Source organism: Roseixanthobacter pseudopolyaromaticivorans (assembly GCF_043195145.2).
GTDB lineage: Bacteria > Pseudomonadota > Alphaproteobacteria > Rhizobiales > Xanthobacteraceae > NCEH01.
This window is the reverse complement of sequence record NZ_CM195539.1, coordinates 2,260,077-2,278,408: the sequence shown is the minus strand read 5'-3', so window position 1 is coordinate 2,278,408 and position 18,332 is coordinate 2,260,077. Positions and strand designations below refer to the sequence as shown.

Annotated in this window: 16 protein-coding genes; 13 read left to right on the top strand and 3 right to left on the bottom strand. The window is 66.6% G+C overall.

Annotated elements, in window-relative coordinates:
* Position 1: 1 nt before the first annotated feature.
* A complete protein-coding gene (locus tag V5F68_RS10965; protein WP_394012577.1) occupies positions 2-1,987 on the bottom strand; it encodes a tetratricopeptide repeat protein in 1,986 nt (661 codons plus the stop codon).
* A 140-nt stretch (positions 1,988-2,127) separates the two neighbouring features.
* Between V5F68_RS10965 and V5F68_RS10960 the strand changes: the two genes are divergently transcribed.
* On the top strand, positions 2,128-2,925 hold the full coding sequence (locus tag V5F68_RS10960) for a mechanosensitive ion channel family protein (protein ID WP_394012576.1): 798 nt from the start codon (positions 2,128-2,130) through the stop codon (positions 2,923-2,925).
* A gap of 25 nt (positions 2,926-2,950) precedes the next feature.
* A complete protein-coding gene (locus V5F68_RS10955) occupies positions 2,951-3,346 on the top strand; it encodes a TfoX/Sxy family protein (protein ID WP_394012575.1) in 396 nt (131 codons plus the stop codon).
* An 83-nt stretch (positions 3,347-3,429) separates the two neighbouring features.
* Here V5F68_RS10955 and V5F68_RS10950 read toward each other — a convergent pair whose 3' ends face one another.
* Entirely contained in the window at positions 3,430-4,977 is a 1,548-nt protein-coding gene (locus V5F68_RS10950; RefSeq protein ID WP_394012574.1) for a DEAD/DEAH box helicase, read from the bottom strand.
* Between the two features lie 298 nt (positions 4,978-5,275).
* Between V5F68_RS10950 and V5F68_RS10945 the strand changes: the two genes are divergently transcribed.
* Positions 5,276-6,460: an MFS transporter gene (locus V5F68_RS10945; RefSeq protein WP_394012573.1), complete on the top strand. Its 1,185-nt coding sequence runs from the start codon at positions 5,276-5,278 to the stop codon at positions 6,458-6,460.
* Positions 6,461-6,471: 11 nt separating this feature from the next.
* Here the strand turns inward: V5F68_RS10945 and parE are convergent, their stop codons facing one another.
* A complete protein-coding gene (gene parE, locus V5F68_RS10940) occupies positions 6,472-8,508 on the bottom strand; it encodes a DNA topoisomerase IV subunit B (RefSeq protein ID WP_394012572.1) in 2,037 nt (678 codons plus the stop codon).
* Positions 8,509-8,740: 232 nt separating this feature from the next.
* On the opposite strand from parE, the gene argC reads away from it, so the two are divergent.
* From argC to V5F68_RS10890, 10 genes are all read left to right on the top strand, one after another.
* The gene (gene argC / locus V5F68_RS10935; protein ID WP_394012571.1) at positions 8,741-9,796 is read left to right on the top strand and encodes an N-acetyl-gamma-glutamyl-phosphate reductase; all 1,056 of its coding nucleotides are present in this window, start codon (positions 8,741-8,743) and stop codon (positions 9,794-9,796) included.
* A 226-nt stretch (positions 9,797-10,022) separates the two neighbouring features.
* Positions 10,023-10,310 (top strand): Asp-tRNA(Asn)/Glu-tRNA(Gln) amidotransferase subunit GatC, encoded by a 288-nt coding sequence (gene gatC / locus V5F68_RS10930; RefSeq protein ID WP_394012570.1) that lies wholly within the window; start codon positions 10,023-10,025, stop codon positions 10,308-10,310.
* Positions 10,307-11,791 (top strand): Asp-tRNA(Asn)/Glu-tRNA(Gln) amidotransferase subunit GatA, encoded by a 1,485-nt coding sequence (gene gatA, locus V5F68_RS10925; RefSeq protein WP_394012569.1) that lies wholly within the window; start codon positions 10,307-10,309, stop codon positions 11,789-11,791. Before gatC ends, gatA begins: the two co-directional genes overlap by 4 nt.
* On the top strand, positions 11,779-12,099 hold the full coding sequence (locus V5F68_RS10920) for a chorismate mutase (RefSeq protein WP_394012568.1): 321 nt from the start codon (positions 11,779-11,781) through the stop codon (positions 12,097-12,099). Before gatA ends, V5F68_RS10920 begins: the two co-directional genes overlap by 13 nt.
* Positions 12,100-12,253: 154 nt before the next feature.
* Positions 12,254-13,126 (top strand): bifunctional methylenetetrahydrofolate dehydrogenase/methenyltetrahydrofolate cyclohydrolase FolD, encoded by an 873-nt coding sequence (gene folD, locus V5F68_RS10915; RefSeq protein WP_394012567.1) that lies wholly within the window; start codon positions 12,254-12,256, stop codon positions 13,124-13,126.
* 154 nt (positions 13,127-13,280) lie between these two features.
* A complete protein-coding gene (locus V5F68_RS10910; RefSeq protein WP_394012566.1) occupies positions 13,281-13,661 on the top strand; it encodes a 4a-hydroxytetrahydrobiopterin dehydratase in 381 nt (126 codons plus the stop codon).
* Between the two features lie 106 nt (positions 13,662-13,767).
* On the top strand, positions 13,768-14,979 hold the full coding sequence (locus tag V5F68_RS10905) for a formylmethanofuran dehydrogenase (protein ID WP_394012565.1): 1,212 nt from the start codon (positions 13,768-13,770) through the stop codon (positions 14,977-14,979).
* Positions 14,976-16,625, top strand: a complete 1,650-nt coding sequence (locus tag V5F68_RS10900; RefSeq protein WP_394012564.1) for a formylmethanofuran dehydrogenase subunit A — start codon at positions 14,976-14,978, stop codon at positions 16,623-16,625. Before V5F68_RS10905 ends, V5F68_RS10900 begins: the two co-directional genes overlap by 4 nt.
* Positions 16,622-17,521 (top strand): formylmethanofuran--tetrahydromethanopterin N-formyltransferase, encoded by a 900-nt coding sequence (fhcD, locus tag V5F68_RS10895; RefSeq protein ID WP_394012563.1) that lies wholly within the window; start codon positions 16,622-16,624, stop codon positions 17,519-17,521. The genes V5F68_RS10900 and fhcD overlap by 4 nt, the downstream gene beginning before the upstream one ends.
* Positions 17,518-18,324: a formylmethanofuran dehydrogenase subunit C gene (locus V5F68_RS10890; RefSeq protein WP_394012562.1), complete on the top strand. Its 807-nt coding sequence runs from the start codon at positions 17,518-17,520 to the stop codon at positions 18,322-18,324. Before fhcD ends, V5F68_RS10890 begins: the two co-directional genes overlap by 4 nt.
* The last annotated feature ends 8 nt before the right edge of the window (positions 18,325-18,332 follow it).

The following is an 18,332-nucleotide window of genomic DNA, read 5'->3' as shown; positions in this document are numbered from 1 at the left end:
CTCAATCAGGGACCGCCGTCATGCGCCGCTTCACGTCTTCCGCCATGCGCGCGAACACGGTGCTCCACCCCCCCGGCACATCCTGACGGAACAGACGCACGCTCGGATACCAGGGGGTATCCTCCCGCACCGCCAGCCAGCGCCAGTCGCAGCCGGCAATCAGCGCCAGCAGGGCCGGGCGGCCGAGCGCGCCGGCCAGATGGATCATGGCGGTATCGCACGAAATCACCAGATCGCACGCAGCAAGGATCGCCGCGCTATCGAGGAAGGTCTCGCCCGGCGGATCGATAGCCGCCATGTGCTCGACCGCGAACGGCAGGCCGGCGGCCTCCGCCTGCTCCTCGCCCGGACCCTTCTGAAGCGAGAGGATCCGCACGCCGTCCAGCGCCGCGACCGGCGCAAGAGCTGCGAGTGGAAAGGCCCGGCTCATCCCGGCTTCACCCTTGGGATTTCCCGCCCAGGCCACGGCGATCTTGAAGCCGCCGTCGCCCAGCCTCTGCCGCCACGCCTCGGTGCGGGTGGGCTGCGCCTTCAGATAAGGCGCGAAGGGCGGCAGCGTCTGCGGCGTCAGATGGAGCAGATGCGGCACGCTCATCAGCGGCGCCCAGCGCGCCGGCTCGCGCAGCCCGATGGCCTGCTCGATGCTCATGACGCCCGCAATACCTTCGATCCCCGACAGGAGGGGCAGCATCTCGGGTGTGGCCGCGAGGGCCACCTTGTGACCGAGGCGGCCGAGCAGCGGCGCGAACCGAGCGAACTGGATGATGTCGCCGCGCCCCTGTTCGGCCTGGAGCACGAGCAGGCTTTTCTGGTCCGGCTTGTCTCCCGTCCAGCGCGGGTAGGGAAATTCCGCATAACCCTTCTGGCGCAGCTCGTTGCGGCGCTCGAACAAAGGCAGGCCGCGCATCCAGTCGCCGCTGCGCAGGCGCGCGGTGGCCAGCAGGAACGCGACTTCCGGGTGCGGCGGCGCCGCCTGCACCAGGGGTTCAAGGTCACGCCTGCCATCCTCCAGCCGGCCGAGGTCCATCTGGAGCTGGGCGCGCAGAATGCGGGCGCGGATGAAGGCGGGATCGCGGGTGAGCGCCCGATCGAGATCAGCTATCGCGTCTCCATGCCGTCCGACGGTGGAGAGCAGCAGGGCGCGCGGATAGAGAATGTCAGGCCGGTCGGGCGCCAGTTCCGCGGCGCGCGTGGCGCTTTCCACGCCTTCGGAAAAACGCCGCAGGTCCAGCAGCACGCTGGCGCGGTTGGCGTGGGCCTGCGCGGCACGGGGATCAAGCACGAGCGCCCGGTCCAGCAGTTCCAGCGCCTCCTGCGGGCGGTCCAGATTGCGTAGGGCGAGCGCCGTATTGGACAGCGCGTCCACATTGTCCGGTTCCGCCGCCAGCACGGCTTCAAAAGCCGTCAGGGCAGGCGCGTAGCGCATCAGGGTGCTCAGCGAGACACCCCGGTTGAGATGCGCAGCGCCCATGTTCGGGGACATGGCGAGCGCGGTGTCGAAGGATTTGATGGCATCCTCGTGCCTGTCCATCTCCTGCAACAACGCGCCGCGATTGAGCCAGCCTTCGGGACGGCGAGGGGCGAGGCGCAAGGATTCGTCATAAGCGCGCAGCGCCTCGGTGCGGCGGCCGAGGGCGCCGAGCACGCCGGCGCGGCTGCCCCAGGCATCGGGATTTTCCGGCGCGAGGGCGATGGCCCGATCGTAGGCCGCGAGCGCTTCCGTCAGGCGGTCGAGCCGCTCCAATGCCAGACCAAGCAGATCGAATGCCCGCCCGTCCTGCGGCGCGGCTTGCGTCGCGTCCTGAAGGAGGCGCACGCCATCCTCCAGCCGCCCTTGCTGGCATTGGAGCCGGCCGAGCCGGAACAGGGCCTCGCCGTCTCGCGGTGTCGCGCGCAGAATCTCGCCATAGAGGTCCGCCGCTTCGTCCAATTGGCCGGAATCGTGAAGGGCGATCGCCCGGTCGAGAAGAGAGGATGATGCGGGCATGGTCCAACGCTGCCGATAAAGGAGCGGCACCATATTCATTCGCGCGGCCCGCCGGAACCCCGCGCGGACGCCAGCGAACTTATTGCATCGCCGCGCGTTTGCCTCTTCAATCCCTTCACTACAGTAGCGAGGCCTTGGCGATGGATATCGATACCGAACACCTGGGCGAAGTGGCGGTCGTCTACGGCCTGAATGTGGTCTACGCACTGGTTCTGCTGGGTGTCGGCTGGTGGATTGCGCGCACCGTCGAGGGCCTGCTGATGCGCGGCCTCAGCGCCACAGGGCGGATCGACGTGACGGTGGCGAGCTTTCTCGCCAGCCTCGCCAAATATGCCGTGCTGGTGTTCGTGCTGGTTGCGGTACTCCAGCGTTTCGGGATCCAGACCACCAGTATCATCGCCGTGTTGGGTGCAGCCTCCTTGGCCGTCGGTCTCGCCTTGCAGGGCACCTTGTCCAACATGGCCGCGGGCGTGATGTTGCTGATCTTCCGGCCGTTCCGTGTCGGCGACCAAGTGGAGGTCGCCGGAAAGGCCGGCACGGTGAAGGCCCTCACCTTGTTCACCACCGAACTTGCAGGCGCCGCCAATGTGCAGATCCTGATCCCCAACGGGCAGGTGTGGGGCACCGCGATCCTGAACAAGTCCGCCTATCCGGCTGGCGATTCGACGGTGTCGGTGGCGCTGGAGGTGGCGACCAGTATGGATGTGGACGCGTTTCGCGCCAAGGTGCTCGCCTTCCTCCAACAAGATCAGCGGGTCCTGGCGACTCCTGCGCCGAGTGTCGTTCTTGGCAAGCTCGGCTATGACCGGATCGAACTGACCGTCTCCGCGACCACCAAGCCCGCCGATGCTACGGCGGTGAAGGAAGAGCTGCTGGAGCTGGTGCGTCCCCTGATTTATGCGGCACCGTCGGAGAAGCCGGCGCTGGTCTCGCCTTAGACCCATCCGCGCCTTCGGAAATGCCGTGACCGCAGACGACATTCGCGAATTGTTCGCCAACTTCGGCCCGGTGGACGTGCGCCGCATGTTCGGCGGCGCCGGCGTCTATGCGGACGGCGCGATGTTCGCGCTCGAGGTCGGCGGGGAGCTGTATCTGAAGGTCGATGAAGGCTTCGCCCTGGACCTGGGGGCGGGCGGCTCGGTGCCGTTCAGCTATGAAGCGAAGGGACGGCGCACCATCATGTCCTATTGGAAGGTGCCAGAAGCAGCGCTGGACGATGGGGATGATCTGGCCGCGCTGGCCCGCCGTGCGCTCGAAATCGCCCGTGCCGCCCGGCTGAAGAAGCCCGCCGCATCGAGGCCGCGCAAGAGGTCCGCAACCAAGCGCGGCAAGCCGGCGCGGCCGGAGGGCGGCCTCTGAAAATCCGCTGAGCGGGTTCTTGCAGCGGACAGGGCCGAAGAGAAAGAAAATGAGGCAGGGCCTTTACGGCCCACGCCTCGGGGTCAGCTCGTTGCCTTCACGCGCACGGGGCGCAGCAGGAAGGCGGGGAGGTGGGACATGTCCGCCGGCTCGTTGACCGGGGGACGCTCGCGACGCGGCGGACGGCTGGATTCGCGGGGCGCAGTCTCGCGAGCCGCCACGTCACGGGCCGGTGCCTCGCGCGGTTCCCGCGGCGGGCGCGGCTCACGCGGTGGACGCGCCTCGCGCACTGGAGCGGCCGCTATCTCGACAGGGGCCGCCTCTTCGCGGGGCGCACCGTCGCGCGGCTTGCGGTTGCGGGTGTTCTGACGCTCGGCGCGCGGCACGTCGCCCTCTTCCGGGCGGGCGGAGCGGCCTTTCTCGCGACCACGGCCACCGTCACGGCCCTTGTCGCGGCCGCGCTTGTCACCGGCGCCGGTGCGACGCTCGCGCGGCGGGGCTTCGCCAAGCGGCTCGCCCTGCCAGGGAATGGGATTGCCGATCAGCTTCTCGATGGCGGCCAGGGACTTCAAGTCGTCATGGGTCATCAAGGCGATGGCCATGCCGCTGCGGCCCGCGCGGCCCGTGCGGCCGATGCGGTGGACATAATCCTCCGCATGGTGGGGAACGTCATAATTGAAGACGTGGCTGACGGCCGGAATATCCAGCCCGCGCGCCGCGACGTCGGAGGCCACCAGCAAGGTGGCTTCGCCTGAGCGGAACTGGTCCAGCGCCTGGGTGCGGGACCGCTGGTCCATGTCGCCGTGCAGGCACACCACATTGAAGCCGTGCTTCTGCAGGGAGCGGTGGACCACAGAGACCTCGCTCTTGCGATTGCAGAAGACGATGCCGTTCTGCAGCCCTTCCGCGCCCCGGATCAGTTCGCGCAGCTTCTCGCGCTTTTCATAATCCTCCCGGCCGGTGGCAACCAGGACCTGGGTGACGGTCGTGGCCGTGGACGCGGGCTTGGAAACCTCGACCCGGACCGGGTTGGAGAGGAATTGCGACACGAGCCGCTGGATTTCCGGCGGCATGGTGGCGGAGAAGAACAACGTCTGCCGGGTAAAGGGCACCAGCTTGCAGATGCGTTCGATGTCGGGAATGAAGCCCATGTCCAGCATGCGGTCGGCTTCGTCGATGACGAGCACTTCGATGCCCGAGAGCAGGAGTTGCCCGCGCTCCACATGGTCAAGCAGCCGGCCGGGGGTGGCGATGAGGACATCGACACCACGCACCAGCTTGGTGTTCTGGTCGCCAAACGAGACGCCGCCGATCAGCAGCGCGACATTGAGCTTATGGTTCTTGCCGTAGCGGGCGAAGCTGTCCTCGACCTGGGCTGCGAGTTCGCGCGTCGGTTCGAGGATGAGGGTGCGCGGCATGCGCGCCCGTGCCCGGCCCTGCTCCAGCAGGGTCAACATGGGAAGGGTGAAGGCGGCGGTCTTGCCGGTGCCCGTCTGCGCCAAGCCCAGCACGTCGCGCCGGGCGAGAACGTGCGGAATGGCTTGCGCCTGGATGGGCGTGGGCGTGGTGTAGCCGGACGCCGTGACGGCCGAGAGGACTTTTTCGCTCAGGCCGAGTTCGGAAAATGACATATCGTCGCTTAATGCGGCAGCGCTCCGCTTATCGCAGGCCCCGTGCCGTACGGGGCTGGGCGAGCGGTCGTCGCTCGGCGCGCTTGGATTCGAAATAATCGGACGACACGTTGTAAAGTAAGGATTTTGTGCGCTGTGTCAATGCTTCTCGTTCAGCGTGCCATGCGCCAGGGGAATTGCAGGGACGAGCGCTATGCGAAACCGGCCTTGACCCTCCCGTGAATGAGCGCCAAGGAAGCTTTCTCACCGAGCCCTCACTCAGGGCGACGTCCCCGCCTTTTCTCCAAACCGTGCCGCCATGCCCTTTCTTCTGGTCCTCGGTCTGGCCGGGTTCGCCAGCGCCTTTTCCATGCGCGCGGTGGACCCCATGCTCAACCTGCTGGCGGCGGACCTTGCCGTGACGCTGCAGCGTGCAGCGCTTCTCGCCAGTGCCTTCTCCTTGCCCTATGCCGCGATGCAATTGGTGTTCGGCCCCATCGGTGATGCCGTGGGCAGGGTGCGTCTGATCCGCGTGACGCTGTCCATGCTCTGCCTCGGGCTCGTCGGCTGCGCGCTGGCGCCAAGCCATGAAGCCTTGATGGCGGGACGCATCTTTTCCGGCGGGTGGGCCGGCGGGGTGATACCTGTGGCGCTCGCGACTGTCGGCGATCGCGTGACCATGCGGCAGCGCCCCCAGGCGCTCGGACGCCTGCTCATGGCCATAGTCCTGGGCCAGCTCGGCGGGGCCATGGCCTCGGGCATGATCTCCACCCTAATCGGATGGCGCGCCGTGTTCTGGTGCACGGCGGCGGTGGCGGGTACTGCGGCGTTCGGCGCCATGTTCTTCCTCAGCGAGACGGCAATTCCGCAGCGCCCGTCCGTGCGCGGGGCGCTGGAGCGCTATCGCGTGGTGTTCAGTAATCCCCTCTCGATCCGCCTGTTCCTGGTCGCCGCCATCGAGGGCGCGCTGATCTTCGGCGTGTTCCCGTTCGTTGCCGCCCATATGGTGGGGCGCGCACTCGGAGATGCGGTGGAGGCGGGCTTCGCCCTCGGCATGTTCGGCGTGGGCGGCGTGATCTATACCTTCCTGGTGGCGGTTCTGGTGCGCCGGCTTGGCCTGTCCGGCATGGCCGGGCTCGGCGCGACGGTGGCGGGGATATGCCTGATCGCCATTGCGCTGGTGCCCTCGCTCGGCCTGATGCTGGCGCTGTTCGGCGTGCTCGGTTTTGGCTTCTACATGATCCACAACACCTTGCAGATCATGGCCACCGAGCTGGTCCCGGCGGCGCGCGGCTCGGCCGTGGCGCTCTATGCCACCTTCTTCTTTTCCGGCCAGGCGTTGGGCGCCCTGCTGGCGGCGCAGCTGGTCGGCCTCATCGGGCCGGTGGAGCTGTTTGCGGGCGCAGGCGTGTGTCTGATTGCGCTCGCCTGGCCGGCCTCGCGCCTGCCGCGTCGCCTCAAGCCTGCAGCATCGGAGCCGGCGCCGGTCGATCCCTCGGCCTGAGGGATCGAGCGTCAGATATCCAGCAGATCCTCGCCCGCAAACGCGGCACGCTCGGAAATGAAGGCGAAGCGCGCCTCCGGCTTGTTGCCCATGAGACGTTCCACCAAGTCGGCGGTGTCGGCCTGCGCCGCCGCCTCGATGGTGACGCGCAGCATGGTGCGGGTGCGCGGATTCATCGTGGTTTCCTTGAGCTGCGCCGGCATCATCTCGCCGAGGCCTTTGAAGCGGCCAATCTCCACCTTGCCGCGGCCGGAGAATTCCTTCTTCAGCAACTGGTCCTTGTGGGCATCGTCCCGGGCGTAGAGCGTCTTGGCGCCCTGGGTGATGCGGTAGAGGGGGGGCACCGCCAGAAACAGGTGGCCCTCCTCGATGAGCTTCGGAATCTGCCGATAGAAAAAGGTGACGAGAAGAGAGGCGATGTGGGCGCCGTCCACGTCCGCGTCGGTCATGATGACCACCTTCTCATAGCGCAGGTCCGCCTCGCGATATTGGGCGAGCGTTCCGCAGCCGAGCGCCTGGAGCAGGTCCGACAATTGCTGGTTCTGGGCAAGCTTGTCGCGCCCGGCGCTGGCGACATTGAGGATCTTGCCACGCAGCGGCAGCACCGCCTGGGTCTTGCGATCCCGCGCCTGCTTGGCCGAGCCGCCAGCCGAGTCGCCCTCGACGATGAAGATTTCAGACCCCGCCGCCTCGGTGTTGGAGCAATCCGCGAGCTTGCCCGGCAGGCGCAGCTTGCGCACGGCGGTCTTGCGGGAGATCTCCTTTTCCTGCTTGCGGCGCAGGCGCTCTTCCGCGCGCTCCACCACATGGTCCAGCAGGCGGTTGGCCTGGACCGGATTGGCGGCAAGCCAATGGTCGAGCGGATCGCGCAGCGCCTGCTCGACGATGCGCGAGGCCTCCGCCGTGGCGAGCCGGTCTTTGGTCTGGCCCTGGAATTCCGGCTCGCGAACGAACACGGAAAGCATCGCCGCGCAGCCGGTGGTAACGTCGTCGCCGATCAGGATGGCCGCGCGCTTCGCCTGGCCAATACGCTCGGCATAATCGCGCAGGCCCTTGAGCAGAACCAAGCGCAGCCCGTTCTCATGGGTGCCACCGTCATGGGTGGGAATGGTGTTGCAATAAGAGGAAATGCCGCCGTCGCCATCGGCAACCCAGGCCACCGCCCATTCCACCGAGCCGTGGCCGCCTTGCTTCTGGATCCGGCCAGCGAAGATTTCGTTATGGACCAGCGTCTGACCTTCAAGGTCGCCCGCGAGATAATCCTTGAGGCCGCCCGGGAAGCGGAAGGTCATCTTGTCCGGCACGCCGGTTGTGCCCACCAGCAAAGCGGGGTCGCACGACCAGCGGATTTCCACGCCGCCGAACAGATAGGCCTTGGACCGCGCCATGCGGAACACGCGGGCGGGCTCGAAATGCGCACCTTCGCCGAAAATTTGGGGATCGGGATGGAAGCGCACCTTGGTGCCGCGCCGGTTGGTGATGCGGCCGACTTCGGCAAGCGGCCCGAGTGGTGCACCTTTGGAAAAGCTTTGGCGGTAAAGGGTCTGGTTGCGCGCGACTTCGATTTCCAGATGGTCGGACAGCGCGTTTACCACCGAGACGCCGACGCCGTGCAGGCCGCCGGAGGTTTCATAGACCTTGCTGTCGAACTTTCCGCCCGCGTGCAGCGTGGTCATGATGACTTCGACGGTGGACTTGCCGGGGAATTTGGGATGCGCCTCCACCGGGATGCCGCGCCCGTTGTCGGTCACGGTCAGCGTGCTGTCGGCGGCGAGATGCACTTCGATAAAGGTGGCGTGCCCGGCCACCGCCTCGTCCATGGAATTGTCGATCACCTCGGCGAAGAGATGATGCAGGGCTTTGACATCGGTGCCGCCGATATACATGCCGGGGCGGCGGCGCACCGGCTCCAGCCCTTCCAGCACCTCGATATGGGCGGCGGTATAATCGCTCGCCATTTCCGGCACGGCGGCGGGTGCCTTCGCGCGGGGGCTCGGGGCCTTGCGGGCAGGGGCGGGAGCGGCAAACAGATCGTCGTTATCGGACATGAGGCTCTTTAAGTCGCTTTAGGGGCGAATCGCCGCCGGCCATCATGCCAGGGCGAGGGAACGAAAGGGAACATACCGGAAACGCGCGCAGCGCGGGACTGGTCACTTATCCCTGTCTTTCGCCTGATATGGGATCGGTGTACAGACCCCCGACCGAACACGCCCGCGCAGCGTTCCGCGCACGGATGGGTACGGCCAACGTCACACGGCCCCTGGCGGGCGGGAGAAGGACATGTCGGAGACAGCAAAGGCACGGATCGCGGTTCTTGGCGCCTCGGGTTACACCGGGTCTGAACTCGTGCGCCTTCTGCTGCGCCATCCGCGTGTCGAGCTGGTGGCCCTGACGGCGGACCGCAAAGCCGGCCAGTCCATGGCCGACGTATTCCCGCAGTTCGCCCCCTATGCGCTGCCCAAGCTCGTGACCATCGACGAGGTGGATTTCAACGCGGTGGACCTCGTGTTCTGCGCGCTGCCGCATGCGACCACTCAGGAAGTCATCAAGAAGGTGTTCGAGCAGGCGCCGAAGGTGAAGGTGGTGGATCTTTCCGCCGACTTCCGGCTGCGCGATCCCGGCGCCTATGAAAAATGGTACGGCCACCCCCACGGCGCCCTCGATCTCCAGAAGGAAGCGGTGTTCGGCCTCGTCGAAATCTATCGCGACGAGATCCGGAAGGCGCGGTTGATCGCCAATCCCGGCTGCCACACCACCACCTCCATCCTGCCGGCTGTGCCGCTGCTGGAAGCCGGCGCCATCGAGCCGGAAACCATCGTCATCGACAGCAAGACCGGCATGTCCGGCGCCGGCCGCTCGGCGAAGGAAGCGATGCTGTTCTCCGAGGTTTCCGAGGGTATCCACGCCTACAGCGTCGGTTCGCATCGGCACATGGGCGAGCTGGATCAGGAATTCACCAAGGCCGCCGGCCGCCCGGTCGCGCCCATGTTCGTGCCGCACCTCGCGCCCATGAACCGGGGCATCTATGCGACGCTCTATGTGCGCACCACCGGCGCGAAGGCCGAGGATCTCCACAAGATCCTGGCGGATTTCTACAAGAGCGAGCCGTTCGTCCATGTCCTGCCGTTTGGCCAGGTGCCGCAGTCGCGCCATGTGCGCGGCTCCAACATGGTGATGATCGGGGTCGTCGCGGACCGCGCGAGCGGCCGGGCCATCGTGCTCTCCACCCTCGACAATCTGGTGAAGGGCGCGTCCGGCCAGGCGGTGCAGAACATGAACCTCGTTCTCGGCTATCCCGAGACGCTCGGCCTGGAGCAGATCGCGCTCATGCCGTGAGCGCTGCGCCATGATCCGTCGCGGGCCGCTGCAGCATGCGGCCCGCGCTTTCCTGGCCGCCGCCATTGCCTCCCAATTCGCCGGCTTGCTATAGCGGCGGGGAAGGGCGCGGACGGTATGCGGAAAATTGCAGCGCTCGCGTTCGGAACATGCTTCAACCGCCCGCGGTTGAGCCATCTGTTGGCGCCGCCCCGTCATCGGGCGCGGTGCGTGCTGGGAGCTGTCCATGTCCGTCGATCAGGCGACCGTCCGAAGGGTTGCGCATCTCGCGCGCATTTCGGTGCGCGAGGAAGAACTTGCGCCCCTTCAGGAGGAGTTGAACGCCATCCTCGCTTTCGTCGAGCAATTGTCGGTGCTTGACGTGTCCGGAGTCGAGCCCATGAGCGGCGTGATTCCGCTCAGCCTGCCCCTGCGCGAGGATGTGGTGAGCGACGGCCATTATCCCGAAAAAATTCTCGCTAACGCGCCCGATGCCGAGGGCGGCTTCTTTACCGTGCCGAAGGTGGTGGAATGACCGCGCTCAATCAGCTCACCCTCACCCAGGCGCGTGAAAAGCTGGCGCTGCGCGAGTTTACCGCGGTCGAACTGACCCAGTCCTATCTCGATGCCATGGATAAGGCCCGCGGTCTCAACGCCTATCTGGAGGAGACGGCGGAAAAGGCACTCGCCATGGCGGCGGCCAGCGATGCCCGCATCTGCAATTCCGAGGGCGGCCCGCTGGAGGGCATGCCCATCGGCGTGAAGGACATGTTCTGCACCGACGGTGTGGCAACCACCGCCGGATCGAAGATCCTCGAGAATTTCGTGCCGCCCTACGAATCCACCGTCACAGCGCAGCTCTGGCGCGACGGGGCGGTGATGCTGGGCAAGCTCAACAATGACGAATTCGCCATGGGCTCGTCCAACGAGACCTCGGCCTTCGGGCCCGTGGTTTCGCCCTGGCGGCGCGAAGGGGAAACGACTCCGTTGGTGCCCGGCGGTTCGTCCGGCGGATCGGCGGCGGCGGTGGCGGCGTTCCTGTGCGCCGGCGCAACCGGCACTGACACCGGCGGCTCGATCCGCCAGCCGGCGGCCTTCACCGGCACCGTGGGCATCAAGCCGACCTACGGACGGTGCTCGCGCTGGGGCATCGTCGCCTATGCCTCCTCCCTCGATCAGGCCGGTCCGTTCGCGCGCACCGTGAACGACGCGGCCCTGCTGCTGCGCTCCATGGCCGGGCATGACCCGAAGGATTCCACCAGCGTGGACCTGCGCGTGCCCAATTATGAGGACGCGGTGGGCGCCTCGGTGAAGGGCAAGCGCATCGGCATTCCGCGCGAATATCGCGTGGAGGGCATGTCGCCCGAGATCGTCGAACTGTGGGAGCAGGGCGCGGAAATGTTGCGCGACGCGGGCGCGGAGGTGGTGGATATCTCCCTTCCCCACACGCAATACGCGCTGCCCGCCTATTACATCGTCGCGCCCGCCGAGGCCTCCTCCAACCTCGCGCGGTATGACGGCGTGCGCTATGGCCTGCGCGTTCCGGGCCGCGATGTCGCGGAAATGTACGAGCGCACCCGCGCGGCCGGCTTCGGCCACGAGGTGCGCCGCCGCATCATGATCGGCACCTATGTGCTCTCGGCCGGCTATTACGATGCCTATTACCTGCGGGCGCAGAAGGTGCGCAGCCTCATCAAGCGCGACTTCGACGACGTGTTTGCGCAAGGCGTGGACGCCGTGCTGACGCCGACCACGCCTTCGCCCGCCTTCGGCATCGGCGAGAAGAGCAAGGCCGACCCGGTCGAGATGTATCTCAACGACGTGTTTACCGTGACGGTGAACCTCGCCGGCTTGCCGGGCATTTCCGTGCCGGCCGGCTTCTCCGCCGATGGCCTGCCGCTGGGCCTGCAGATGATCGGCCGCCCGTTCGAGGAGGAGACGCTGTTCTCCCTCGCCCAGGTCATCGAGGACGCCGCCGGCCGCTTCCCGGTGGAAGACCTGTGGTGGGCCAAGTGAGCTCTGGCGCGCGGCCGCAACGGGAGGGCATTCCCGCGGCCCTCGCGGACGCGCGCGATTCCATCGATGAGATCGACGATCAGATCGTCGATCTGCTGGTGCAGCGGCTCGCGGTGGTGAAGCACGTGGTGGTGGTAAAGGAGCGGGAGGGAATTCCCGCCCTCCTGCCGGACCGGGTTGAAGAAGTGGTGGAGCGCGTGGGCCGCCGCGCCGCCGCCGCTGGCCTGCCGCCGGACCTGACTGAACGCCTGTGGCGCGATCTCATCGAATGGACCATCGCCTACGAAGACAAGCATCTCGGCGACTAACAGGCGAGTGCAAAGTTTTCTCTTTACGAAAATTTTTATCCCTATAAGACTTCCATGGTGCCACCGCGTCGGGCTTGGCTGATTTGTCTTGAATGGCGCGCGACATCCGCCGACAAGGCGCGCAGCCGTCATGTTGCGTTCGCAGGGGACGATTGTGATCGAAACCAAGCCCATCGATGGAAAGGCCTTCGCGGCCGATCTGCGTGCCCGCATCGCCGCCGAGGTGGCCGACCTCGCCACGGGCGCCGGCCTGAAGCCCGGTCTCGCGGTGGTGTTGGTGGGTGAGGACCCCGCGAGCCAGGTCTATGTGCGCAACAAAGCCGCCCAGACCGCCGAAGCCGGCATGGCATCCTTTGAATTCAAGCTCCCGGTCGAGACCGCAGAAGCGGATTTGCTGACGCTGGTGGCCAAGCTCAATGTGGATCCGGCGGTTCACGGCATTCTCGTGCAATTGCCGCTGCCGGCGCATATCGACACCAACAAGGTGCTTTCCACCATCGACCCGGCGAAAGACGTGGACGGTTTCCATGTCGTGAACGCCGGCCGCCTCGCTGTGGGCCTTGACGCCCTGGTGCCCTGCACGCCCCTTGGCTGCGTGATGCTGCTCAAGCACCATCTCGGCAATCTTTCGGGGATGAAGGCGGTGGTGGTCGGGCGCTCCAACATCGTCGGCAAGCCTGCCGCGCAATTGCTGCTGCGCGAGGATTGCACGGTCACCATCGCCCATTCGCGCACCCGCGACCTGCCCGGCGAATGCCGCACCGCCGACATTCTGGTGGCCGCCGTCGGCCGGCCGGAGATGGTGCGCGGCGACTGGATCAAGCCCGGCGCGACCGTGATCGACGTGGGCATCAACCGCGTGCCCAAGGGGGATGGCAAGACCCGCCTCGTGGGCGATGTGGCCTATCAGGAAGCACAGGGGATCGCCGGCCTGATCACACCCGTGCCCGGCGGTGTCGGTCCGATGACCATCGCCTGCCTGCTCCAGAATACTCTGACGGCTGCCAAGCGGCAGCATGGACTGTGAAAGTGAACCGGGACGGGTTTGCGCCTGTCCCGGAAGATGTTAGCTCTATACCCAAGAACGGACGCATGGCCCGGACATCCGGAGCACTGCAACGACAAGCGGAAAACCGCCGCAGCGTCTTGATCGGGACACCCCGCTGAAGGAGGCGCGCGACATGCCTGTCGATCGCAAGAAGACGCTGTCTCAAGACGAAATCATCACCCGCCTCGCGTCCGAACTGCCCCACTGGCGGCTGGAGGACGGCTGGATCCGCCGCACCTACCGCACCAACAGCTGGAAGGGCACGCTGATGGTGATCAACACGGTCGGCCACCTCGCCGAAGCCGCCTGGCACCATCCCGACATCACCGCCTCCTACGCCTGGGTCGAGGTGCGCCTCATGTCCCACGACGCCAAGGGCATCACCGAACGCGACTTCGCTCTGGCGCGGAAGATCGAGGAGGTTGTGCAATGGCAGCCCGGCGCCGAGGAGGGTGGGCCGCTGGAGGGGACGCCGGCGAGCGACCTGCGCTTCGCCTATCTCAAGTATGACTGACCCCGCCATGCCCCCCGCTGCGCAATCGCACACGATACGGGACCTGGTATGCGGTTTCTGCGGCCTGGGGTGCGACGATCTGGAAGTGAGGGTCCAGGGGCGCGCCGTGCACCCGCATATCTCCTGTCCGGAAGCCGCCGCTCTGCTCCAGCGATCCGACGGTGAGCCGCCGGTTCCGCGCGTCGCTGGCCGGGAAACCTCGCTGGAGACCGCAGCGGCCGCTGCCGCGGCACTGCTCGGCGCGAGCCGGTCCGCAGTTTTCTCCGGGCTCGGCGCGGATGTGGATGGGGTGCGCGGCGTGTTCGATCTCGCTGTACGGTTCGGCGCGAGTTTCGATCATGCCGCCTCAAGCGGGCTGTTTCGCAACCTGGACACGCTTCAGCGGCGCGGCTGGATCGCCACCACGCTGGCGGAGGTTCGCAATCGCTGCGATTTGCTGGTTGTTGTGGGCGGTGATCCGACGCCGGACTTCGCTCGTTTTTTTGAGCGCGTGCTGCCGGTGGCCATTGGGGATACGCGCAACGGCGATGAAGCGCCGCTGTTCATGAACCTCTCACGCGCGCGCCGCGTGGTTTTCCTTGGCGATCTCGCAGGCCCGGTGGCGCGTGCCGCCCTTGCCTATCATGACATTTCGCACATCCCCGTGCCCGCGGCTCTCCTTGCCGATGCGATGGCAGGCCTCAGCGCGTTCGTGGACGCGCGCTCCGTGAAGACCCTGGCGGGCGCTTTCGATGGCGCGCTGGGGGCGGCGCTCGCCGAGCTGGCGGATGCACTCAAGGCGGCGCGCTATGGTGTGTTGACCTGGAATGCCGGGGCGCTCGATCCGACCGACGGCGAGCGTATCGTCGGCCATGCCGCCGCCATCGTGGCGCGGCTGAACGAGACCACGCGGGCGGCCGTCTTTCCCCTGGGCGGGCGGGACAATCTCATCGGCGCGCATCAGGTGGCGCTCTGGCGTTTCGGCTATCCTCTGCGCACGCTGGTGGCAAAGGGCGAAGCCAGCCACGCGCCCGGCCTTTATGCCACCAGCCGGGGGTTGCGGGACGCCGACCTGCTGCTCCATGTCAGTGCCTTCCGGCCTGATCCGCCGCCGGCCTTCTCGTCCGGCCCGCTGATCGCGCTGGCGCATCCCAGCACGGAGTTTTCCCGCGAGCCGGATGTGTTCATCCCCGTGGGCACGCCGGGGATCGACCATGCCGGCCAGGTGTTTCGCATGGATAGCGTCGTGTGCCTGCCGCTCGTGAAGCTGCGGGAAGCCGGCCTTCCGAGCGTGGCGCAGGCCGCCGCCGCGATCCTGCAATCGGGGAGCACGCCATGAGGGTGCGCGTCTCGAACGGTCGGATCTTCGATCCCGCGTCTGGCACGGTCGACGTGCTGGGCAATGTCCTCATTGAGGATGGCCGCGTCGTCCTCGACGATCCCGCCCTTCACGCGGATCAAACGCATGATGCCGCTGGCTGCGTGGTCATGGCGGGCGGCATTGACCTGCACAGCCATATCGCCGGCGGCAAGGTGAACCTCGCCCGTTTGCTCATGGGGGAGGATCGCCGCACAAACCCCGAGCCGTTCGGCGCCTTCTGCTGGTGCGGCGGCGGCGTTGCGGCGCCGACAACCCATGTCACGGGCTGCCGTTATTCCCAGATGGGCTACACCGCCGTGTTCGAACCGGCCATGGTGGGGGCCAATGCGCGCCATGCGCACCTGGAAATGGCAGACATTCCGAACATCGATACCGGCGGGTTCCTGGTGCTCGGCAATGACGATTTCCTGCTGCGTCTGATCGCTCAGGGCGAGAGCCAGACCGCGATCAATGATTATGTCGCCTGGATGCTCGCGGCGACCCAGACTTGCGCCATCAAGATCGTCAATCCCGGCGGGATTTCCGCCTTCAAGTTCAATGCCCGCAGCCTCGATCTGGACGAGGCGGGCCCGCATTACACGCTGACCCCGCGCCGGGTGCTGCAGACGTTGCAGCGCGCTGTGACGGAACTGGGCATTCCCCATCCCATCCATCTGCACGGGTGCAATCTCGGCGTGCCCGGCAATGTGGCGACGACGCTCTCGACCATTGGCGCGACCGAGGGCTTCCCCCTGCATCTCACCCATGTGCAGTTCCACGCCTATGGGAAGGAAGGCGACCGGCGCTTTTCTTCCGGTGCGGCGGAAATCGCGGCGGCGGTCAATGCCAATCCCCATATCAGCGTGGACGTGGGGCAGATCATGTTCGGCCAGACGGTCACGGCTTCGGCCGATCTGATGGCGCAATATCGCAACCATGCCATGGCGACCCCGAACAAATGGATCGGCATGGATATCGAGTGCGACGCAGCCTGCGGCGTGGTGCCTTTCGCCTATCGCGACAAATCCTTCGTCAACGCGCTGCAATGGGCCATCGGCCTGGAACTGTTCCTGTTGATCGAGGACCCGTGGCGGGTCTTTCTCACCACTGATCATCCCAACGGCGCGCCCTTCACCTCCTATCCCCACCTGATCCGCCTGCTGATGGACCGGGATTTCCGCGCCGAGCAACTCGCCCGCCTGCACAAGGCGGCGCGCGCGCACACCGATCTCGGCGAGCTGAAGCGCGAATATACGCTGGAGGAGATCGCTATCGTCACGCGCGCCGCGCCGGCGCGCACGCTGGGCTTGAAGGATCGCGGCCATCTCGCGCCCGGCGCCATTGGCGACGTGGTGCTCTACGCGGATATGGCGGATCGCGAGGCCATGTTCAGTGCACCGCGCCTGGTGCTGAAGGATGGCCGGACCATCGTACGCGATGGCGAGATTGTCGATCTCGTGCAAGGGCGGACTTATGCGGTGAAGCCGCCGTTCGATCCGCTCATGGACAAGCGCATGGACCGCTGGTTCGACGAAGCCATCGGCCTCAAGGCCAAGCATTTCCGCATCAGCGACGGGGAGATCCGGGGCGGGCAAGGGCCGAGCATCGTGGAGTGCGTGTCGTGAACCTGAACGGCGTGGACATTCGCGACAGCTTCGCCGAAGCGTTTCCAATGGCGGGCACGCGGCTCGTCATCACCGCCGATACGCCCCACTGGGCACATACCGCCGCCATATCGCTCACGGGTTTCGCCACCTCGGTGATCGGCTGCGGCTGCGAGGCGGGGATAGAGGGGGAGATCGCGCCCGAGGACACACCCGACGGGCGCCCCGGCATTGCTGTGCTGATCTTCGCCATGTCGCTGAAGGATCTGAAGAAAATAGTTCCGGCGCGGGTCGGCCAATGCGTGCTCACCTCTCCCACGTCTGCCTGCTATGCGGGCGTGAGTGGGGGCGCTCGCGTGCCCCTCGGTCGCGCGCTTCGCTATTTCGGCGACGGGCACCAGATCGCAAAGAGCTTCGAGGACCGCCGGTTCTGGCGCATTCCGGTGATGGAAGGCGAGTTCGTCTGTGACGATGTGACGGGCAGCAGCGCGGCAGCGGTAGGCGGGGGAAACTTCCTTATTCTCGCCCGATCCCGCGCGGCCGCGCTGAATGCGGCCGAGCATGCGGTTGATGCCATGGGTGAAGTAAAGGGCGCGATCCTGCCCTTTCCGGGGGGCGTGGTGCGGTCCGGCTCGAAGATCGGCGGCAAATATGCCGGCATGATTGCTTCCACCAATGATGCCTATTGCCCAACTTTGCGCGCGAGCGTCGAGAGCGCGTTGCCGGTGGATGTCCAGAGCGTGCTCGAGATTGTCATCGACGGGCTGTCGGCCGCCGAGGTCGCCGCCTCCATGCGGGCCGGCATCTTAGCTGTGTGCGCGCTCGGAGAGGCGGCCGGCATCGTCGCCATCGACGCGGGAAATTATGGTGGCAACCTCGGCCCGTTCCATTTCAAGCTGTGGGAGCTGATGGCGTGAGCGGCTATGAACTGCGGCTGCGTGCGCCGCTCGCCGCACGCCTCGATCTGTCGAGGGTCATGCCGCAGGCTCTCGGCAGCCTGAGCCTGAATGAGGTGGAGCGCCTGCCCCTTCCCTACGGCACCGCGCGCGTGGCGCTCGGCGAATTGTTCGAGGTGGTGCCAGCCGCGGACGGTGTGCTCCTTCTTTGGGGCGATTCACGCATGGATTTTGTTGGTGCGGGCCTCGCGTCGGGCGATCTGATGGTCACGGGTGCCATAGGTGCGTTTGCGGGCGCCCGGATGAGCGGTGGCCGGCTGGTCCTCGGCAGTGATGCCGGCGAGGGCGTCGGAAGCGGCATGTCCGGCGGGCGGATCGACATGCTGGGCGACGCCGGAGCCCGGCTTGCCGGCCCGCTGCCCGGCGAACGGATCGGCATGACCGGGGGCACCATCGCTATTCGCGGCTGCGCCGGAGCGCTGGCCGGCGTCAGCATGCGGGGCGGCCTCGTCCTCATTTGCGGCGATGCCGCGGAAGGCGCGGCGCGCGGCATGGTCGCCGGAACCATCGCGATCGCCGGAACCTTGGGGCCACATGCCGGCGCCGGCATGAAGCGCGGAACGCTCTTGCTGGCGCGGGAGCCGCTTCTGCTCGGTCCCGGTTTTGGCGATGCAGGTGAGCACGACCTTATCGCTCTGCAACTCCTCGCCCGCCGGATTCCCGAAATCGCGGCCTTCTTCGGAGGCAGTGTGTCCGGGCGGGCGCGCCGCTATGTGGGGGACCGGCTTGCGGGCGGCGAGGGCGAGTTGCTCTGGCTGTATTGATCCTTGCC